Below are 18,710 nucleotides of genomic sequence, written 5' to 3'. Positions count from 1 at the left end.
ATTGGAGATTGCTTTCGCGCATCGCCATGCTGATAGGAGGCCCAAGGCTGTAGCGAGAGGAATGACGGTGGCGAATGCGGTGAGGCAGGTAGCGCGGCAGCCACGCGGGGATGCCACCCGACAATCGATATTGGAGGCTTCGGAACAGGTCTTTGCCGATCTGGGCTATGCCGCCGCCCGGTTGGAGGATGTGGCACAGGCGGTGGGCATCCGCCGGCCCTCGATCGTCTATTATTTCCCCGGCAAACAGCAGCTTTACGATCAGGTGGAAGCGGACATTTTCGCATCCATGCACGATTTCGTGTTGAAGCGGGTGGAAGATGCCGATGATCCGATGGCGCGGTTGCACGCGCTGCTCGATGCCTGGCTCGATTTCCTGGTAGGGCGCCCGACCGCAGCGCGGATCATCCAGAGGCTGATCGCGGATTCCGCCCCGCGCGGCGACAATCCGGTGCGTTTTTCAGAGACGGCGCTGCGTGATATCGAAACGGTCATCTCCATGGGCGTGGAAGCCGGGGTATTCCGCCCCGTGTCCGCCATGCATATCCTGAACGGCGTAGCGGGAGGCGCGCTCTTCTACGTCTGCAATGGCGGGCAATTGGGAGAAGCGCGCAGCTATGACGCCGCAAATCCCACCGAACTCTCCGCGTTTCGCGCGCTGCTGCACAAATTGGCGGAAGCCGCGGTCCTGCAATCCGACGAAAGGAAATAGACGATGCGGAGAAAGCACGTCATCTTTCTGGCTGCGTGCTGATTGAACGCGGCCATCTGGGGATTTGCGACGGAAGGATGCGTTCGATGTCGCTCAGGCAGCGATCTCCTCTATCGACCTGAGCAATTCGGGCAGAAGGTCGCGAGCGTCGATCACCAGCCCGATTTCAGCAAAACGGAAAATCGGCGCATCCGCGTCCTTGTTGATCGCAATGATCTGCGTCGCCGTCCCAATCCCCGCCAAATGCTGCGGCGTGCCCGATATGCCCGCCGCGAGATAGAGTCTGGGCGTCACGAAATTGCCGGATTGGCCGATTTGCCGGGAGACAGGCGCAAGGCCCAGGTCGACCGCCGGCAGGCTCGCCCCCAGCGCCCCGTCGATCCGGTCCGCAATCTTGTCCAGCACGGCGAAGGCTTCGCTGTCGAGGCCCCTGCCCCCGCTTATCACGATGCGCGCGCCCTCCAGCGCAGCCTTGCGCGCCGGAAGTGGCACCCGCTGCACCTCCGACCGAACCGGTGCCACCGACAGGATTTCCGCGTCTCCGATCGGTTCGTTCATCGTTGCGACCGCGACACCGCCGGTCACGCGCAGTTCAAGGCCTATCCGGCCGCCATAGGCAGGGCGCGTCACCACCAGATCCTCGCCATCCCGGACAATGCCGGACAAGCGCCCCAGCAGGACAGCATTCCACCGCGCGGCAAGAAGCCCCGCCATGGCTTCCCCGTCCGAGCCGGACGGAAAGACGATCAGCGTCCGCGCGGCGGGCGCAGCCTGCCCTTCGGCATCATCCCCCGCCGCACCCAGTTCCACCTGAACAATCCGCCAGCCGCTCATATCCGCTCACCACATAGAATGGCGGCCAGGGCGCGGGCCTGTTCCTGCACATCGCCCCCGATCATCCGACAGTCGGTCGTCATCCGCGTCCCCGCCAGTTCAAAGCCGCGGGCAAGCAACAGTCCATCGGCGGCCATGATCGGCCCGGTATTTTCGATCGCGTCGATCCGTGCTTGCCGGGCCAGCATGACATTCTTCATCAGCGGCTTGCGCAGGCGATTTCGGCGATCGTTGGTCACGCTCACCACCAGGCCGCCGCCCACCGACAGCCATTCTTCATCCAGGGCAGCCTCCCGCATCAGCCGCAGTCCGGCGCTTGCGTCCACCGCCTGCGCCCGGCCGAAGAAGCTCCGTCCCAGAATGCCCGCCAGCATCGGCGGCACCAGGCCATCGTCGCAATCCCCAAATTCCCGCCCGATCAGCACGAGATCGGCATCTTCCGCCGCTTTCGCCAATACCCCGGCCACGGACGCCTGATCCCAGGCCGATGGCAGGGCAAGGGTCGCAACATGCGGGATATTGAGAGCGCAGACTCCCCGCGCCAGTTTTTCCGCTTCGGCCCCGCCCGCAACCACGGCATGAATATCCGTATCCGGCGTGGCGTCCCGGATCTTGAGCGCAATCTCCAGCGCCGCCTCGTCGAAAGGGCTGAGCAGCAGCCTGTCGCCGCTTCGTTCAGGCAAACCGCCATCCGCTGGCGCTACTGGCCATTTCGGATCGAGCACGCCCGCGATCAGGACCATGACCTTCATGACGCCGCCACCGCCTGTCCGGCGAGACGACCGAACACCACCGCCTTGCCCAGAGCCGAGCCGGTCATATAGGCTGCGCCGTGAAATCCTCCCGTAGCTTCCCCGGCGGCGTAGAGGCCTTCGAGCCAGCTGCCGTCCGCCCGCAAGACCCGCGCCTGCGGATCGATCCTCAGCCCGCAATAGGTGCCGAATACCACCGCCGTCGACGGATAGGCGTAGAAGGGAGCGGTTTCGATCTTCCTGAGAGCGCCATGCCGATGAACCAGATGCGTCCGCCCGAATTCGGCATCGTGCCCGGCATCGACATAGCCATTATAGCGGTCCACCGTGGCCTGAAGCACATCGGCGTCGATCTCGACCTGTGCGGCAAGCTCCGCCAGCGTATCGCCGACATAGAACAGCCCCTCCTCCAGCCGCCGCCCGAAATCGAGGATGCGCACGCGGTCGTCGCCGGTGTCGAAGATCGCCTGATCCAGAATCTGATAGGCGCAGTGCCAGGGCTGCGCCATCACCGCATCGCCCAGCAGCTTGTAGGAAATGCTTTCGTCGACGAAGCGCTGCCCGTCCTGATTGACGGCGATCGCGCCCTTATACACCGCTTGCAGGCTATGGTCGTTGGTTTCGTCGGTGGGGTGCTTTCCGAAAGTGCCCTTCACATAATCCATGTCGCGCAGATCGGCGCCCAGCGCCTGCGCCATGCGCAAACCATCGCCCTGCGACCCGGCGCCCGCAACGAACACGGCGGGCGCATAATGCGGCGCATAGCGGGTGAGCATGTCCGGATTCTTGGCAAAACCGCCGCTGGCGATAATCACCCCCCTGCGCGCTTCCAGCCTTTCTCCATCCGTCAACCGAACGCCTCTGACCCGACCCGAAGCATCCTGTTCCAACGCTTGCGCGGCCGTGTTCGGGCGATAGACGACACGTCCGCTTGCCTCCGCCGCCGCCTTGAGCGCACGCACCATATCCGCCGGATCGACCGTATGCACGCGGGGCACGGACTGGCCCGCCGCGGTTTCAATGACCGGACTGAACTGCACGCCCGCCGCTTTCAGCCAGTCGCAGCTGGCCAGTTGCGCATCGCAATAGGCCCGAACCAGCGCAGGGTCGTTCACCTCCTGCCCCACTTCGCGCAGATCGGCGTACAGCCGGTCGGGACTGTCCGCCACGCCCTGGTCCGTCTGCAATTCGGTTCCGGCGAAGGCCAGACAACCGCCGCTCATGGCCGAGGAACCACCGGATTCAGCCAGTTTTTCCAGCAGCACCACTTCCAGCCCGCCCTGCACGGCGGACAAGGCCGCCGCCCATCCCGCCGCACCGCCGCCGATGACAATCACATCGCTCATGCCGGGTTCAATCCATAGAAATCGAGAATTTCGTCACGCCGCGCCGGATCGGGGATCGCACCGAAATAGCCGGAGCCATGGTTCCCCTCGCCGGACCGCCGGGCGTCGACCGCCGATTCCGCCGCACGGACCCATGCCCCCAGCGAATCGATGACCGGCACGCCATCCACCTCCACCACGCCATTCATCGCCAGCAGCACGGTAAGCGGCGCTTCACCCGGGACGATCGCTTCCGCCCCCTTCGCGATCAGGCCGCGCGCCGCCTCCCGAAAACGGTCGATCAACGGGCCGGGGCTGGAGAAACCGGCCAGCACATCGGTGAAGCGGAACCCCACATCGCAAGCCCCGACCAAGCGGCAGCCTATGCCGTGGCGGCGGACATTGTCACGATACAGTTCCGCCAGTTCCGGGATGAACACCAGCGCCCCGAATTTGCGTCCGTCATCCACCGCCGCCCGCGCCGCGCATTCGCCGTAACCGACCACTGGAATATCCACCAGCGCCCGGATTTCCCGCAACCCCGGCTCGGGCAAGGTGCTGAGCGCATAGGCGTCATAGCCCTGTCGCTCGGCCTGCAACGCGCCTTGCAGGAACTGGATGCTGTGCAGGAACTGGAAACCGACATGCTTGATGTCGTCGCCCGGATAGTCGGTGCGATAGGTCCCTGCCCGCATCCCGTGCATGTCGACCACCGTATCCGGCCTCGCCACGCGGCGGAAATGGTCCCTCAGCGCCTCGTCATAGGCTGCAAGATCGCTGAGGACCGTAAAGCTCTGGTGCCAGATGCGCATGCCCATGGGATCAGCCCAGCTTCGGCTTTTCGTAGAGCAGCGGGGGCAATTCGCCGCTCAGCAGATAGGCCCCCAGTGCTCCGGCATTATTGTCCGCGTCCTGGGTGATGTGGTTGGCGCCGACCAGCGTGTCGCGCAGATAGCGCTGGATCGGGTTGGACTTGTATACGCCGCGCGCGCCCGTGCATTTGTAGATGGTCAGCACGGCCTCTTCGCATTCCCGGCCGATCCGCGCCATGTCGAGCATGTAATGGATGCGGTCGTCCGTCGTGACCAGTTCGCGCCGTTCGACGATCTGCGTGCAATGCGCCATCATCTGCTCCATCCGCGCGCGGGATGCGCGGACCTTCGCCACCGCATTGGCGAGCCGATCCTTGACATAGGGGTTGAGCCGCGTGGCCGCGCCCGTGCCATTATCCTGCCGCACCTGCATCTGTTCGATGAAGACGTCGATCGCCCCCTGCGCAAAGCCCAGTATCACCGAGGATACAGACGAATAGAAGATCATCGCGAAGGGGAAGAGATAGTTGGTGGGGCGATCGTCCATCTTATAGTCGATCATCGAATGCGCCCGGTGATCGGGGATGAAGGCGTTCTTGATCAACAGGCTCTTGGACCCCGTTCCGGCCAGACCGAAAGTGTGCCAGTCGTCGATGATCTCATAATCCTCGCGCTTCACCAGCAGCGCGTAACGGTCGACGGGAATACCCTTCTCATTGCGTTCCAGCGCGCCGATAAAGGCCCATTCGCCATGGTCGCTGCCGCTCGACGTCGGCCAGCGCCCCTTCAGCCGCCAGCCGCCCTCGACGCGGGTCAGTTCCCCCATCGGCGGGTAGGAGGACGCGATGATCGTCTCGTCATTCTCGCCCCACACGTCCTGCGCGGCGCGTTCGTCCATCACGCCGAATTCCCAATTGTGGACGCCCAGGATCATCATGTTCCAGGCGCTGGCGCAGCAGCCCCGGCCCAGTTCGTTCAGCACCCGCATGAACACGACGGGGTTCATTTCCCAGCCGCCATATTTTTTCGGCTGGAGGATACGGAAGAAGCCCGCCTCGCGGAACATGGCGATGACATCATGGGGGACGCTGCGCGCCGCTTCGATTGCATCGGCACGCGCGCGCAATCCCGGCACCATGGCCTTGGCGCGGGCAACCAGTTCCTCGCTGGTCGGGATTTCGCTGACATTCTGCGCAAGGATGGCAGTTTGCATGACCGGCTCTCCTATCAAATCCGGGTTTATTGGGTCTGGCGTTCGCACAGGAACGCACCGTCGAAATAGATCAGCGGATCGCCGCCGGGTTCGCGCAGGAGCACGCCCAGAACGTCGCAGATGAAGATGTCGTGCGTGCTCGCCTCGATGACCTCACTGACGAGACAGTCGAAGCTGACGAGCGCGCTCGACAGCAGCGGCGCGCCCGTCGTCGCGGTCAGCCAACCGCCCTGGTCGAATTTCTCCTCCGGCTTCACGCCGCCGGCGAACCGCTGGGCCAGCGGCAGCGCATCGTCGTCCAGCACATTCACGCCCAATATGCGGGACTGTCCGATGATACCGTGCGCCCAGGTCGAACGGTTGACGCAGACCAGCAACCGCGCGGGCTCCGCCGTGACCGACGCCACCGCCGTGGCGGTCAGCCCGGCCCAACCCTTTCGCCCCTGACCCGGCGCGACCGAAGTGATGATGGTGCACGCCCCGGCCAGTCGGCGCATGCCCTGCCTGAACAGGTCGGGCTTATGCGTGACGGATGCCGGAGACGGCATGGAAAGAGCGGCGGCGGCGGACATGGCTTACACTTCCCCGGTGGTCAGATATTTCACCACCACCGCGTCGAATTCCTCGGGGCTTTCATATTGCGGCCAGTGCCCGCATTCCTTCTGCATGACATAGAGCTTGCCATGCTTGAGCCGGGGCAGCGCGGCCTCCGCAGCGGGCACGTCATGGATCGGATTATGCGTGGTCCAGAGCAGCAGTGCTTCCTGCTCGATCTTTTCCAGCTCCATCATGTCGGGCATGGATTTGCCGCCGCCTTCCTTGGCCTGGCTGAGGCGAGCGAAGACCAGCGGGGCACACTTCTGAAAATCGGGGCGCGAATAGATGGCCAGACGCGAATTGATGAGTTCGTCGGTCAAAAGACCCCAATTGCCCTCGTAAATCAGCCACTGCATCCGGCCCTTGATGCTGTCATAGCTGGGCGGCTTGCCATAATTCTTCTCGGTCAGGGTCGCCAGATCGACCAGATCCTGCCGCCCCTTGTCGGTGATGATGGGAATGCCCCCGGCGGTGTTGAGGATGAGGCGCAGGCAACGTTCGGGATATTTGACCGCGAACAGGCCCGTCACCAGACCGCCCAGCGATTCCCCGGAAATATGCGCCTTCTCTATGCCAAGGACATCCATCAGCTCCTTGAGCTGATCGGCATAGATAGACGCGGGATATTCGATATCAGTCTTTTTTTCCGAAAGGCCATGACCGACAAAGTCGAAGGCGATGACATGGAAATGTTCGCCGAGCGGTACGATATTCTTGGAATAGGCTTCAATATGTCCGCCGATGCCGTGCATCAGGAACAGCGCTTCGGCATTTCGCCTGCCCGCTTCGGCAATACGCACGCGGCCGAAGCTGGGAGTTTCGACATAACGGATTTCCGCACCCAGAAAGTCGAGCCAGATTGACATAGATTTCTCCCGTTTTCCCGTCGACTTCAGTCGACCATGTTCATGTTGCGAGCGTGTCCCCAATCCGACATGACGTCGTAAAGTTGGGGTTCCCAGGTCGCGTCATCGATCACCAGCCCGCCATGGCCCAGTTCCAGCCCGAAGCCCGAAGGCGTCCGCATGTAGAAGCTGAACATCTGGTCGTTGGGATGATGGCCCAGTTCCAGCACGATCGGAATTTTCGCCTTCTTCGCCCGATCGCACGCCAGCCCGACATCGTTCATGTCGCGATATTCGAGCATCAGGTGGTTGAGCCGCTTGGGCGAAGGGAAGCTGCCGGTTGCCAGCGAATGATGGCGTCCGCTCGCGCTGTGAAAGAAGGTCGCGTCCGCGAACACGCCCGGCGCAATCTCTTGCCGGATACGGTCGCTGTAGCGCAGGCCCAGCACATCCTGATACCAGCGCACGCCTTGTTCATAATCCTTCGACACCGGCAGGATATGGCCGATGCCAAGGTCGCCGGTGATGAAACCGGGACCGCGCAGGATGGGCGAAAGATCGCCGCCATCGTCGGCAAGGTCCGTGCGTCCGGCGAAGAATTCGTGGCAGATCCCATTGGGATCGGTCAGCCTGTAGAGACGGGTCACGCATCGCCCGGCGGCGCAGGCGGCGCTTTCCTCCCTGACATCGGCGCCCTTCGCCCGCAGCCCGACGATATAATCGTCCAACGCATTCTGGGAGCCGAGGTCCCAGCCGGCATGGGTCATGTCGTCATCCGCGCCCGTTTCCACCAGGATCCGCCACGGATGCTCGTCCATGCGCAGGCCCAGTCGCCCATCGCCCAGATCGGCGACGCCCAGGCCGACAATATCCGTCGCATAGGCCCGCCAGGCTGGAAGATCGCTCACCGCGAACACGACGTAGGCGAGGTTCTGCAACTCAGCCATTATTCTCTCCCATTCACGCTTGAGTCGCGCTGTGTGGGATCAGGGATAACGCCGGCTCCCTATTGCCTGAAACGATATATTTGGATAGTCACTATTGCGATTGACGATGGGCAGGTGGAAACGATGCAATTGAGGGATTTCGACGTCAACCTGCTGGTGACGATGGAAGCGATCTGGACCAACCGCAATGTATCCAACGCCGCACGCACGCTGAATCTTGCGCAATCCACGGTCAGCGCGGCGCTCAACCGGCTGCGGCTTGCGCTGGACGATGAATTGTTCACATGGTCGGGCAGCGAAATGGTGCCGACGCCGCTGGCCGAGCAGATCATGCCGGACGTTTCCCAATTGTTGAACGGCGTGCGCGCCGTCATCACCAAATCTCGCGGCCGGATCGATACGGTCGAGCGGCGGCTGGTCATCGCGACGGCGGATTATGTCGCGGCTCTGGTGGGTGGTCCGCTGCTCATGCGCGCGGCCAGTGAGGCGCCGCAACTGTCCTTCGACTTTGTCGAGATCAGGCCGCAATTTCTCAACCGCTCGGCCCGGCCGGACATCGACCTGTTCATCTTCCCGTCCAACGCGCTGCGCGTGTCGGGGATGGAGCGGGATTTTCTGTACCGCGACACCTATGTCTGCATCGGCGCGGAGGATAATGACGCGCTCTATCCGGGCATGTCGGGCGATGAATTTCTGGCGCTGCGCCATGTCGGCTATTCAGCGTTGCCCCGCGTGTCGTTCAACCATGAAACGATGCTGTGGGACGAACTGGGCAAGACCCAGCACCTCCGGCTGACCATGGGCAATTATCTGATCTTCGCGCGGATCGTCGCAGGCAGCGATGCCGTGGCGATCCTGCCCAAGCGGCTTGCCGTGACCTTGCAGGGGGAATGGAAGCTCAAATGGATCGAGCCTCCCCTTCCCACACCGGAAATCGACATTTCGGCCACGTGGCGGCCCGATCAGTCGAAGGACATCGCGCTTGCCTGGCTACGGCAGGCGCTGGTCGACATCATGGGCGAATAGGAACTCAGGCCATCGCGGCGTTCATACCGGCAATGCGTCCGAATACCGCCCCGCTGGTCAGGCCCGCGCCGCCCGGATAGCGGTCATAATAGAGACCGCCGACCAGTTCCCCCGCGGCGAAAAGACCGGCAATCGGTTCGCCTTCCTCATTCTGGACCCGCGCATCCTCGTCAATGGCCAGGCCGCCATAGGTCAGGGTGATGCCGCACGTCACCTCATAGGCGACGAAGGGCGGCTGGGACAGCGCCCGCGCCCAATTGCTCTTTTCGATGGCCAGTCCCCTGGTGCCACGGCCATCCTTGATCGCAGGATTGAACGGCACGGCTTCGTCCACTGCGCCGTTGAATTCCGCGATCGTCCGCAGAAATGCGGCCCGGTCGATCCCTTCCAGTTTCGCGGCCAGCGCCTCCAGCGTCGCCGCTTCGAACCGGGCGGCGCGGGGCGTGCGATATTCGTCCGGCAGGATAGCTGTCGATTGCGCGTCGAAAATCTGCCAGCCTGTCCCGCCGGGCTGCTTCAGGATCGCCCCGCCCATTTTCGAATAGGTATAGTTCCGAAAATCGGCGCCTTCGTCAAAGAAGCGCTGTCCGTCCCGATTGACGACGATTCCCAGAGTGAAATAGTTTTTCTGCTGGTTGAGGACCGCGATATTGCCGAAGTCTTCCGCCCCGGCGTCGAAGAACACACTATGGCAGCCCGACCAGTTGCCGTGAGACCGCGCCCCTATGGCGAAGGCCGCGTCGATTACATTGCCGCTATTGTAACGCGATCCCCGCACCTTGGCGAGGTCCCAGCCTTGCCCCAGATAGCGCACCCGCCGCTCCGTATTGGCGTGGAAGCCGCCAGCGGCCAGGATTACGGCGTCGGCTTTCCTTTCCTCCCCGTTGACGACCACGCCTTCGACCCGCCGCCGGTGGCCCAGCAGACGCTCCACCTTGTGATCGTAGCGGATTTCGATCCCCAGCGCTTCGGCGCGCCGGAACAGCGCGTCCATCAATCCCTGTCCGCCGCCCGCCGTCTCGACGGTCAGGCCGCCCCAGAAGATGTTGCGGCCCTCCACCTTGAAGGATTGCCGCCCATAAGCCGGCAGGAACCGCACGCCCCGATCCCGCATCCACAACAGCGTCGGCAGGCTTTGCTGGACCAATAGGTCGATCAGGATCGGATCGGCGCGATAGCCACTCAGTTCGCACAGATCGGCATAGAATTTGCCGGCATCGTAACGGCCGAAATCGCTCGTGGCACGTTCTTCGGGCGTCAGGTCGGGGACCAGCCGTTGAATGTCGTCGACGCCGTCATAGACGGTACGAAAGCATCCTCCCGTAAAGGCCGAATTGCCGCCCCGCGCCTCTTCGGGCGCACGTTCCAGCACGGTAACGCGCGCGCCCATTTCCGCCGCCGAAATCGCCGCGCACAGCGCCGCATTTCCCGCGCCCACGACCAATATATCCTGCATAAGCTGTCCCGCTATCGTCTATGATGATAAAGGCTATCGAAAAATATCGCTTTGGACGATGATGCCAATGAACTAATTCTCCGGTCAACAAAAAACCAAGTCTCCGCACAAAAGACGGAATCATTGGGGGAGAGAAAATGAGATTGACCCGCCATAAAATCGCGGCCTCCGCGCTCGCCATAGCCATCGCCCTGAACTTCGATCTTTCCGCCCAGGCTCAGGAGACCGCTCCGCAGCCCGACATAGTGTCCATCGTCGTCACCGCCACCAAGCGCGCGGAGTCGATCAACGATGTGCCGATGTCGGTCAGCGCCGCCACGGGCGACGATCTGCTCGCCGCCGGCGTCAAGAGCGCCGACGATCTGGGCAAGATCGTGCCCGGCTTCACCTTCACCCAATCGGCTTACAGCACGCCGGTCTATTCTTTGCGCGGTGTCGGATTCTACAATTACGACATCGCATCGACGCCGACGGTGACAGTCTATCAGGATGAAGCACCCCTACCCTTTTCGGCAATGACCCGAAGCGCCAGCTTCGATCTTCAACGGGTAGAAGTTCTCAAGGGGCCGCAGGGGCTTCTCTTCGGCTCCAATTCGACCGGCGGTGCCGTCAACTACATCGCGGCGCGCCCAACCGACCATTTCAGTGCCGGCGTCGATGCCGGATATGGGCGCTTCGACAGCTGGGAACTGGGTGGATTCGTATCCGGCCCGGTCAGCGACGGCATCGGCGTGCGCCTCGCTGCGCGACATGAAGGACAGGGCAACTGGCAAAGCAGCGCGACGCGCCCCGACGACCGCAATGGCAAGCGCGACTTCACCCAGTTGCGCGGATTGATCGACATCGCCGGCGGTGAGCGGTTTAAACTGAAATTCGGCTTCAACGCCTTCTGGGACAAGTCGGACGTGCAGGCGGCACAGCTTGTCCAGGTCAATCCCCTGATGCCGCCCTTCGCCGATCCGCGCCTCGCCGCCCAGCCGATCGTCAACGACAAGTCCCGCGTCGGCGACTGGACCCCCGGCCTCGATCCGCGCCGCGACGATCGTCAGTGGAACGTCACCGGACGGCTCGACTATGAACTGACCGACAGCATCACCTTCACCTCGCTCAGTTCCTACGCCGATTATAAGCAGAATGATGTGGTCGATCCGGACGGCACCGCGCTCGTCCTGGCGGACACGGTCGACCGGGGATCGATCAAGGCCTTTTTCCAGGAACTGCGCCTGTCGGGCGAGTTCGGAAAGGACAGCCGCTGGATCGTCGGCGCGAATTATGAAAACAACAAGGTCAATGAGGTTCAGACGCTGCGTTCGACCGAAGCATCCGGCTTCGCGCCCTTCGCGATCTTCTTCGGCCTGCCGGTGCCCGACGACATCCCGATTTCGTCGCTCCAGCATTTTAAAAATTATGCGGCCTTCGCCAATCTCGACCTGGGCGTGACCGACACGATCACCCTGCATGGCGGCCTGCGCTACACCGACACCAGCGACAGGTTCACGGGCTGCACCGGCAATTCAGCCAATGGCAGCCTGGCCATCGGCCTGGGCCTCATCACCCAGGGCGATCCGACCGCGCTCGGCCCCGATCCGGTCTGCACGCAGCTCGACCAGAATTTGCAGCCGACGATCACCCGCAGCAAATTGTCGCAGGACAATCTGTCCTGGCGCGTGGGCGCGGACTTCAAGCCCAATCGCGACACGCTGCTCTATGCCAATATCAGCCGGGGGTACAAGGTCGGCGCTTTCCCGCTGATCCCCGCATCTTCGGACTCGCAATATACGCCGGTCACGCAGGAAAAGCTGACTGCCTATGAGGCCGGCTTCAAACTGTCTCTGCTCGACCGGAAACTGCAACTCAACGGCGCAGCCTTCTATTATGACTATCGCGACAAGCAGACATTGGGCAGCGTTATCCTGACGCCGAATATTTTCGGCCCGCTCAACCTGCTGGTCAATATTCCCAAGTCGAAGGTGACGGGCGCTGAATTGCAGGCCATTCTTCGCCCCATCTCCGGACTGACCCTGAATGCCGGCGTAACCTATGTCCACAGCAAGATCGGCGACTTCGTCAATTTCGATCCCTTTGGAACGGTGGAGAATTTCAAGGGCGAAGCCTTTCCCAATACGCCCAAATGGCAATGGTCGCTGGCGGCGGATTATGAATTCCCGCTCTCGTCCAGCCTGAACGCCTTTGCCGGGGCTAATATCAATGGCCGCAGCAAGACCAACGGCGCCCTTGGCGAAAATGCGATCCTGGCGATCGACGGCTACACGCTGGTCGACCTGCGCGCGGGCCTCGCCTCCGCCAACGACCGCTGGCGGTTCAGCCTGTGGGGCCGCAATGTCGGCAACACATATTATTGGACCAACGCCTACAAGATCGCGGACGTTTCGGCCCGGTTCGCCGGGATGCCCGCGACCTACGGCGCGACCCTGTCGCTGCGCTACTGATCAATCCATCAAAATACATCGGAGTAATTTGCATGAAATCCGCGTTGCTGCTGCTCGACCTTCAAAATGAAATGGTCGATCCCCGGGGCAAGGTCGGGGCCCACGGGCTTGCCCGGATTGTCGAGGAACGCGGCGTACTCGCCAACGCTCGGGCCTGTCTTGCAGCGGCGCGCGCGGCGGACATGGCTGTCGTCCACGTCCGGCTGGGCTTCCGCGCCGACTATGCCGACTGTCTGAGCGTCGCCGCGCGGATCGGCGGCCTCAAATCCAACCGCGCCGCCATCGTCGGCGAATTCGGCACGGAATTTCACCCCGAAGTCGCTCCCGCCAAGGGCGAACTGGTCATCACCAAACAGTGCGTCAACCCCTTCTTCAACACCGGCCTCATGACCTGGCTGATGCAGAACAGCATCAAGCGGCTCTATATGGGCGGCGTGGCGACCCATCTGGTCGTGGAAAGCACCGCCCGCTTCGCCGATGACGCCGGTTTCGCGCCCGTGGTGATCGAGGATATCTGCGCCGCGCCCAACCCCGCGCTGCACGATCATTTCATCACCATGATCGCGCCTGCGGTCGGCGCCGTGACCAGCACGGAAGCGTTCGTCGCTTCCGCCAGCGCAAACTGAAGCCATGTCGCTTCGGGACATCGCCGGGCGCAGGCAGGCGGTGCTGGCGCCGGGCGCAGCCAATGCGCTCTTCGCCCGCATCATCGAGGATCTGGGCTTCGAATGCGTCTATGTGACCGGCGCCGGCATCGCCAACATGGCCCTGGGCGCGCCGGACATCGGCCTCACCACGCTGGACGATATTGCCGGCACCGTCGCCCGCATTGCCGATGCGGTCAGCTTGCCGCTGATCGTCGACGCGGACACGGGCTTCGGCAATGGCGTCAACACCTATCGCACCATGAAGGTATTGGAGCGCGCGGGCGCCGCCGCCATCCAGCTTGAGGATCAGCTTTTCCCGAAACGCTGCGGCCATTTCAACGGCAAGGGCGTCATTCCGCTGGGCGAGATGCTGCCCAAGATTCGCGCAGCCGCCGACGCCCGCACCCGCGACACGCTGATCGTCGCCCGCACCGATGCGCTGGCGGTGGATGGCATCGACGCCGCGCTCGAACGGGCACAGGCCTTTGTCGAGGCAGGCGCGGACATCACTTTTGTCGAGGCGCCCCGCGACGCCGATCAGATGCGCCGCATCGCCGCCCTCCCCGCGCCGCAGGTGGCCAATATCGTCCATGGCGGCAAGACCCCGCCCCTGCCCCAGTCGCAGCTGGCGGAAATGGGCTTCGGGCTGGTGCTCTACGCCAATGCCGCGTTGCAGGCGGCGGTCCGCGCGTCGGTGAATGTGCTGGGATCGCTGAAGGCCACCGGCTCGCTCGACGCCGTGCACGACCAGCTTGCCTCCTTCGGGGAGCGGCAGGCCGCCGTCGCGAAGGACAAATGGGACGCGCTCGAACAGCGCTTCAAACCGGAGTAAAATCATGCACGTCATCGTTGTTGGCAGCGGCATCGCGGGCCTGAGCGCCGCGCTGACCGCCGCGCAAACCGGCGCGCAGGTGACAGTCGTCGAACGCGCATCGGAGGGCGAGCATGGCGGCAACACCCGCTATACCGAAGCCTATCTGCGCATGAAATCGATGGACGAGGTTGCCGACGACTTCATCGACCATTTCATGGCCAATGCCGGCGGCTATACCGATCCCGGCATCGAACAGGAAATGGTGCGCGACCATGCCGACTGGTCGCCCCTCGCCCGCAGCCAGTCGATGGTCGATCCCGACCTTCTGGGCGCCTTTGCCGACCATGCGGGTTCCACCCTGCGATGGCTGGAACAGGCCGGACTGCGCTTCGACTTCCTGCCGACCGCCTTCATCACCACCACGACCACCCGCCTGCTGCCCATTGGCGGAGGCCTCGCCATGGTCGAAACATTGACCCAAGCCTGCAAGGCCTGCGGCGTGACCTTCCGCTTCGAAACCACCGCCCGCGCCTTGCTGACACGGGACAACCGAGTCACCGGCCTCGCCACCAGCAACGGAGACGTTAGCGGCGACGCGGTGATCCTCGCTTGCGGCGGCTTTGAGGGCAATCCGGAAATGCTGGCCCGCTATGTCGGCGCTCCGGCCATCAATCTGCGCCCGGTGGCGCGCGGCGGCCATTATAACAAGGGCGAAGGCATCCGCATGGCGCTCGACATCGGCGCCGCGCCCAATGGCGATTTCGGCAGCTACCATGCCGAACCGATCGATCCCCGCTCCGGCCTGGCCGAGCCTGCCATCTTCACCTTTCCCTATGGCGTGCTGGTCAACAAGCAGGGGCAGCGCTTCACCGATGAAGCGCCCGGCACGGTCGACGCCCATTATGAAAATGTCACCCGCCGTATCTACGAGCAGCGCGACGGCATCGCCTGGCTGATCGTCGACGCGCGGATCGACGATGTGCCGAACTGGCAGAAGGGCAGCCGCACCGACCAGCCGCCGATCAAGGCCGACAGTATCGAAGCGCTGGCCGAAAAGCTGGACCTGCCCGCCGATGCGCTCTGCGAAACCATGGCGCGCTACAACGCCGCCTGCGTCGAGGGCGCGTTCAAGCCGCTCGAAAAGGACGGTCTCGCCACGCAGGGCCTGACCCCGCCCAAGTCCCACTGGGCACGCCCGGTCGACTGCGCGCCCTTCCTGGCCTGGCCGATCATCTCGGCCAATGTCTTCACCTTCGGCGGGCTGAAGGTCGACCGCCATGCCCGCGTCATCGACCAGGACGGACGCGCCATCCCCGGTCTCTACGCCGCCGGGGAGACGATGGGCATCTACTATCGCACCTATACCGGATCGACCTCCGTGCTGCGCGGCGCGGTGTTCGGGCGTCAGGCGGCGCTGCACGCCAGCGGCCGGACGCAATGACGACCCGGATCGCGCTCGACGGCATGGTGGCGCTCGTCACCGGCGGCGGCGGGATGATCGGCGGCGCCATCGCCCGACGCATGGCGGAGGGCGGCGCGCATGTCGCCCTCGCCGACCGGGAAGCGCCCACACCGGCCGCGCAAGGGCGCGCCTATGCCGCCGACCTCTCGGACGCGGCGCAATTGCGCGCGCTGGTGGATCGGGTTCTGGCGGATTTCGGCAGGATCGACTGCCTCGTCACCGCCGCCGGGATCACCTCGACCGGCGCGTTCGAAAACATCACGGCGGAGGAATGGGACCGCGTCCATGCGATCAACCTGCGCGGCGTGTTCCTCGCCAATCAGGCGGTGATCGCGCCCATGAAAGCGGCCGGTTTCGGGCGGATCGTGAATATCGGCTCCGTCCTCGCCAAAAATGGCGGCAATCCCCGCCCCTGGCTCGATGCCGGTGAACAGGCCCGCGCCGGCAATGCCGCCTATGGCGCCGCCAAGGCGGGCGTCCACGCGATGACGCTCTACCTCGCCAAGGAGCTTGCGGTGCACGGCATAACGGTCAACGCCGTGGCGCCCGGCCCGATCGCCAGCCCGATGACGACCAGCTTCCCGGCCGCACTGGTCCGGCAAATCCCGGCAGGCCGCATGGGCAATGCGGACGAGGTCGCGGGCATGGTCGCCTGGCTCTGTTCGCGCGAGAACGCCTTCGTCACCGGCGAGATCATCGACGTCAACGGCGGCCTCTGGATGGATTGATATCAGGATTCGATAAGTCTGACTCATTGAATCCTGGTAAAGCCCGCGCGGCGCCTGAGCGTTTCCAAGTCGTGATGCGTCAGCATCTCAGCGACTTGGTATAGGGCAGGGCAATTTCCGGATTGCCATGCCCTTTCCTGTGTCAGCGGCGCATATCCAGCGCAATATCCACGATCATATCCTCCTGCCCGCCGACCATCTTGCGGCGGCCGACTTCGGTGAGGATGGCGCGGGTGTCGACGCCATAATCGGCCGCAGCCTTTTCCGCATGGCGCAGGAAGGAGGAATAGACCCCCGCATAGCCGAGCGTCAGCGTCTCGCGGTCGACGCGGACCGGGCGGTCCTGCAACGGACGGACGAGATCTTCCGCCGCATCCATCAGCGCATAGAGGTCGCAGCCATGCTGCCAGCCGCAACGATCGGCGGCGGCGATGAACACCTCCAGCGGCGCATTGCCCGCGCCCGCGCCCATGCCCGCCAGGCTGGCATCGACGCGCAGCGCGCCATTTTCCACCGCGATCATCGAGTTGGCGACGCCCAGCGACAGATTGTGATGGGCATGCACGCCGCGCTGCGTCTCCGGCTTCAGCACGCGGTCATAGGCCCGTAGCCGCGCTGCATAGTCGTTCATGTTCATCGCGCCGCCGCTGTCGGTGACATAGACGCAGTGCGCGCCATAATCTTCCATCAGCTTGGCCTGCTTCGCCAGCGAGTCCGGGTCGGTCATGTGGCTCATCATCAGGAAGCCCGACACGTCCATGCCGAGGTTCCGCGCCGCTTCGATATGCTGTTTCGACACATCGGCTTCGGTGCAATGGGTGGCGATCCGCACCGACCGGACGCCCAGGTCATAGGCGCGCTTCAGGTCATGCACGGTGCCGATGCCCGGCAGCAGCAGAGTGGTGAGGACACTATGCTCCAGCACTTCGGCCACCGCCGCGATCCAGTCCCAATCGGTATGCGCGCCGAAGCCGTAGTTGAAGCTCGACCCTTGCAGGCCGTCGCCATGGGCGACCTCGATCGCGTCGACCTTCGCCCGGTCGAGCGCTTTGGCGATCGCCTTGACATGGTCGAGGCCATATTGGTGACGGATGGCGTGCATCCCGTCGCGCAGGGTGACGTCCTGAATATAGAGTTTCGTCTGCGTGGGATCGAAGGTCATGCTGCCATCCTTTCCGCGATACGCTCGGCGGTGCGCAGCGCGGCCGAGGTCATGATGTCGAGATTGCCGGCATAGGCAGGCAGATAATGGGCCGCGCCCTCCACTTCGAGGAAGACCGTGACCTTGAGGCCGGTGAAGTCCCCGCCCATTTCGGGAATATGCAGAGGCTTGTTGGAGCCGACATGCTCGAACTGCACCTCCTGCTTCAACCGATAACCCGGAACATAGGTCTGCACTTCGGCCACCATGTCCGCGACGCTCTGGCGGATGGCGTCCTGATCGCCGTCCTCGGCGAGGCAATAGACGGTGTCGCGCATGATCAACGGCGGTTCGGCGGGGTTGAGGATGATGATCGCCTTGCCCCGCGTCGCGCCGCCGACATCGACAATCGCCTGGCTCGTGGTTTCGGTGAACTCATCGATATTGGCGCGGGTGCCAGGGCCTGCGCTCTTGGACGAGATGGACGCGACGATCTCGCCATAATGGACCTTCGCCACCCGGTTGACGGCATGGACGATCGGAATGGTCGCCTGCCCGCCGCAGGTCACCATGTTGACATTGTCCGCGTCCAGATTGGCAAGGCCGTTGACCGGCGGGATGGTATAGGGGCCGACGGCGGCAGGGGTGAGGTCGATCACCTTCTTGCCATGCGCCTGAAGCAGTTCATTGTTCCGCTTGTGCGCGCCTGCCGAGGTCGCGTCGAACACGATCTTGATGTCGGCAAATTCCGGCATGGCGACAAGGCCGTCTATTCCCTCCGCCGTGATCGGCACGCCCATGCGCGCGGCGCGCTTCAGCCCGTCCGATTCCGGGTCGATGCCGACGAACGCGCCCATTTCCAGCGTGTCCGACAGGCGCATGATCTTGATCATCAGGTCGGTGCCGATATTGCCCGACCCGATGATGGCCGCCTTGGTCTTGGCCATGG

The 18,710-nt window shown here is 63.5% G+C and carries 18 protein-coding genes; 7 read left to right on the top strand and 11 right to left on the bottom strand.

Annotated elements, in window-relative coordinates; all coding sequences use genetic code 11:
- Nucleotides 1-61 precede the first annotated feature (61 nt).
- Nucleotides 62-712 carry a TetR/AcrR family transcriptional regulator gene (locus F7P65_RS06780; RefSeq protein ID WP_150290994.1) on the top strand — a complete coding sequence of 217 codons (651 nt, stop codon included), beginning with the start codon at nucleotides 62-64 and terminating at the stop codon, nucleotides 710-712.
- Between the two features lie 93 nt (nucleotides 713-805).
- Here F7P65_RS06780 and F7P65_RS06775 read toward each other — a convergent pair whose 3' ends face one another.
- The 8 genes from F7P65_RS06775 to F7P65_RS06740 are packed head-to-tail and all read right to left on the bottom strand — an operon-like array spanning nucleotide 806 to nucleotide 8,037.
- Entirely contained in the window at nucleotides 806-1,546 is a 741-nt protein-coding gene (locus F7P65_RS06775) for an electron transfer flavoprotein subunit alpha/FixB family protein (protein ID WP_150290993.1), read from the bottom strand.
- Nucleotides 1,543-2,298, bottom strand: a complete 756-nt coding sequence (locus F7P65_RS06770; RefSeq protein WP_150290992.1) for an electron transfer flavoprotein subunit beta/FixA family protein — start codon at nucleotides 2,296-2,298, stop codon at nucleotides 1,543-1,545. The genes F7P65_RS06775 and F7P65_RS06770 overlap by 4 nt, the downstream gene beginning before the upstream one ends.
- Entirely contained in the window at nucleotides 2,295-3,644 is a 1,350-nt protein-coding gene (locus tag F7P65_RS06765) for an FAD-dependent oxidoreductase (protein WP_150290991.1), read from the bottom strand. The genes F7P65_RS06770 and F7P65_RS06765 overlap by 4 nt, the downstream gene beginning before the upstream one ends.
- Nucleotides 3,641-4,441 (bottom strand): aspartate/glutamate racemase family protein, encoded by an 801-nt coding sequence (locus F7P65_RS06760; RefSeq protein ID WP_150290990.1) that lies wholly within the window; start codon nucleotides 4,439-4,441, stop codon nucleotides 3,641-3,643. Before F7P65_RS06760 ends, F7P65_RS06765 begins: the two co-directional genes overlap by 4 nt.
- Nucleotides 4,442-4,445: 4 nt before the next feature.
- On the bottom strand, nucleotides 4,446-5,648 hold the full coding sequence (locus F7P65_RS06755) for an acyl-CoA dehydrogenase family protein (protein WP_150290989.1): 1,203 nt from the start codon (nucleotides 5,646-5,648) through the stop codon (nucleotides 4,446-4,448).
- 26 nt (nucleotides 5,649-5,674) lie between these two features.
- Entirely contained in the window at nucleotides 5,675-6,220 is a 546-nt protein-coding gene (locus F7P65_RS06750) for a flavin reductase family protein (protein WP_150290988.1), read from the bottom strand.
- Nucleotides 6,221-6,223: 3 nt separating this feature from the next.
- Nucleotides 6,224-7,111 carry an alpha/beta fold hydrolase gene (locus F7P65_RS06745; RefSeq protein ID WP_150290987.1) on the bottom strand — a complete coding sequence of 296 codons (888 nt, stop codon included), beginning with the start codon at nucleotides 7,109-7,111 and terminating at the stop codon, nucleotides 6,224-6,226.
- A gap of 26 nt (nucleotides 7,112-7,137) precedes the next feature.
- Nucleotides 7,138-8,037: a VOC family protein gene (locus F7P65_RS06740; protein ID WP_150290986.1), complete on the bottom strand. Its 900-nt coding sequence runs from the start codon at nucleotides 8,035-8,037 to the stop codon at nucleotides 7,138-7,140.
- A 123-nt stretch (nucleotides 8,038-8,160) separates the two neighbouring features.
- On the opposite strand from F7P65_RS06740, the gene F7P65_RS06735 reads away from it, so the two are divergent.
- Complete coding sequence (locus F7P65_RS06735; RefSeq protein WP_205451959.1) at nucleotides 8,161-9,063, top strand: LysR family transcriptional regulator; 903 nt, start codon at nucleotides 8,161-8,163, stop codon at nucleotides 9,061-9,063.
- A 4-nt stretch (nucleotides 9,064-9,067) separates the two neighbouring features.
- On the opposite strand, the gene tcuA is transcribed toward F7P65_RS06735, so the two are convergent.
- Nucleotides 9,068-10,519, bottom strand: a complete 1,452-nt coding sequence (gene tcuA / locus F7P65_RS06730) for an FAD-dependent tricarballylate dehydrogenase TcuA (RefSeq protein ID WP_150290984.1) — start codon at nucleotides 10,517-10,519, stop codon at nucleotides 9,068-9,070.
- A 137-nt stretch (nucleotides 10,520-10,656) separates the two neighbouring features.
- Here tcuA and F7P65_RS06725 point away from each other — a divergent pair, with 137 nt between their 5' ends.
- From F7P65_RS06725 to F7P65_RS06705, 5 genes are read left to right on the top strand one after another with little or no spacing between them, the layout of a single operon-like run.
- Nucleotides 10,657-12,969, top strand: a complete 2,313-nt coding sequence (locus F7P65_RS06725) for a TonB-dependent receptor (RefSeq protein WP_150290983.1) — start codon at nucleotides 10,657-10,659, stop codon at nucleotides 12,967-12,969.
- Between the two features lie 32 nt (nucleotides 12,970-13,001).
- Nucleotides 13,002-13,595, top strand: coding sequence for a cysteine hydrolase family protein (locus F7P65_RS06720; RefSeq protein ID WP_150290982.1), 594 nt, complete (start codon nucleotides 13,002-13,004; stop codon nucleotides 13,593-13,595).
- A gap of 4 nt (nucleotides 13,596-13,599) precedes the next feature.
- Nucleotides 13,600-14,448: an isocitrate lyase/PEP mutase family protein gene (locus F7P65_RS06715; protein ID WP_150290981.1), complete on the top strand. Its 849-nt coding sequence runs from the start codon at nucleotides 13,600-13,602 to the stop codon at nucleotides 14,446-14,448.
- A 4-nt stretch (nucleotides 14,449-14,452) separates the two neighbouring features.
- Complete coding sequence (locus F7P65_RS06710) at nucleotides 14,453-15,871, top strand: FAD-dependent oxidoreductase (RefSeq protein ID WP_150290980.1); 1,419 nt, start codon at nucleotides 14,453-14,455, stop codon at nucleotides 15,869-15,871.
- Complete coding sequence (locus F7P65_RS06705; protein WP_150290979.1) at nucleotides 15,868-16,620, top strand: SDR family NAD(P)-dependent oxidoreductase; 753 nt, start codon at nucleotides 15,868-15,870, stop codon at nucleotides 16,618-16,620. Before F7P65_RS06710 ends, F7P65_RS06705 begins: the two co-directional genes overlap by 4 nt.
- A gap of 142 nt (nucleotides 16,621-16,762) precedes the next feature.
- Here F7P65_RS06705 and dmpG read toward each other — a convergent pair whose 3' ends face one another.
- Entirely contained in the window at nucleotides 16,763-17,782 is a 1,020-nt protein-coding gene (gene dmpG, locus F7P65_RS06700; RefSeq protein WP_150290978.1) for a 4-hydroxy-2-oxovalerate aldolase, read from the bottom strand.
- On the bottom strand, nucleotides 17,779-18,708 hold the full coding sequence (locus F7P65_RS06695; protein WP_150290977.1) for an acetaldehyde dehydrogenase (acetylating): 930 nt from the start codon (nucleotides 18,706-18,708) through the stop codon (nucleotides 17,779-17,781). Before F7P65_RS06695 ends, dmpG begins: the two co-directional genes overlap by 4 nt.
- Between the last annotated feature and the right edge of the window lie 2 nt (nucleotides 18,709-18,710).

Origin of the sequence: Sphingobium estronivorans, from assembly GCF_008692605.1 — a bacterium.
Lineage (GTDB): Bacteria > Pseudomonadota > Alphaproteobacteria > Sphingomonadales > Sphingomonadaceae > Sphingobium > Sphingobium estronivorans.
This window is presented reverse-complemented; position numbering and strand designations above follow the sequence as displayed.

Coding starts and splice junctions, on each gene's coding strand:
- F7P65_RS06740 (WP_150290986.1), bottom strand. CDS start 8,037: ATGGCTGAGTTGCAGAACCTCGCCTACGTCGTGTTCGCGGTGAGCGAT.
- F7P65_RS06765 (WP_150290991.1), bottom strand. CDS start 3,644: ATGAGCGATGTGATTGTCATCGGCGGCGGTGCGGCGGGATGGGCGGCG.
- F7P65_RS06725 (WP_150290983.1), top strand. CDS start 10,657: ATGAGATTGACCCGCCATAAAATCGCGGCCTCCGCGCTCGCCATAGCC.
- F7P65_RS06760 (WP_150290990.1), bottom strand. CDS start 4,441: ATGGGCATGCGCATCTGGCACCAGAGCTTTACGGTCCTCAGCGATCTT.
- F7P65_RS06780 (WP_150290994.1), top strand. CDS start 62: ATGACGGTGGCGAATGCGGTGAGGCAGGTAGCGCGGCAGCCACGCGGG.
- F7P65_RS06720 (WP_150290982.1), top strand. CDS start 13,002: ATGAAATCCGCGTTGCTGCTGCTCGACCTTCAAAATGAAATGGTCGAT.
- dmpG (WP_150290978.1), bottom strand. CDS start 17,782: ATGACCTTCGATCCCACGCAGACGAAACTCTATATTCAGGACGTCACC.
- F7P65_RS06750 (WP_150290988.1), bottom strand. CDS start 6,220: ATGTCCGCCGCCGCCGCTCTTTCCATGCCGTCTCCGGCATCCGTCACG.
- F7P65_RS06745 (WP_150290987.1), bottom strand. CDS start 7,111: ATGTCAATCTGGCTCGACTTTCTGGGTGCGGAAATCCGTTATGTCGAA.
- F7P65_RS06695 (WP_150290977.1), bottom strand. CDS start 18,708: ATGGCCAAGACCAAGGCGGCCATCATCGGGTCGGGCAATATCGGCACC.
- F7P65_RS06755 (WP_150290989.1), bottom strand. CDS start 5,648: ATGCAAACTGCCATCCTTGCGCAGAATGTCAGCGAAATCCCGACCAGC.
- F7P65_RS06775 (WP_150290993.1), bottom strand. CDS start 1,546: ATGAGCGGCTGGCGGATTGTTCAGGTGGAACTGGGTGCGGCGGGGGAT.
- tcuA (WP_150290984.1), bottom strand. CDS start 10,519: ATGCAGGATATATTGGTCGTGGGCGCGGGAAATGCGGCGCTGTGCGCG.
- F7P65_RS06735 (WP_205451959.1), top strand. CDS start 8,161: ATGCAATTGAGGGATTTCGACGTCAACCTGCTGGTGACGATGGAAGCG.
- F7P65_RS06770 (WP_150290992.1), bottom strand. CDS start 2,298: ATGAAGGTCATGGTCCTGATCGCGGGCGTGCTCGATCCGAAATGGCCA.
- F7P65_RS06715 (WP_150290981.1), top strand. CDS start 13,600: ATGTCGCTTCGGGACATCGCCGGGCGCAGGCAGGCGGTGCTGGCGCCG.
- F7P65_RS06710 (WP_150290980.1), top strand. CDS start 14,453: ATGCACGTCATCGTTGTTGGCAGCGGCATCGCGGGCCTGAGCGCCGCG.
- F7P65_RS06705 (WP_150290979.1), top strand. CDS start 15,868: ATGACGACCCGGATCGCGCTCGACGGCATGGTGGCGCTCGTCACCGGC.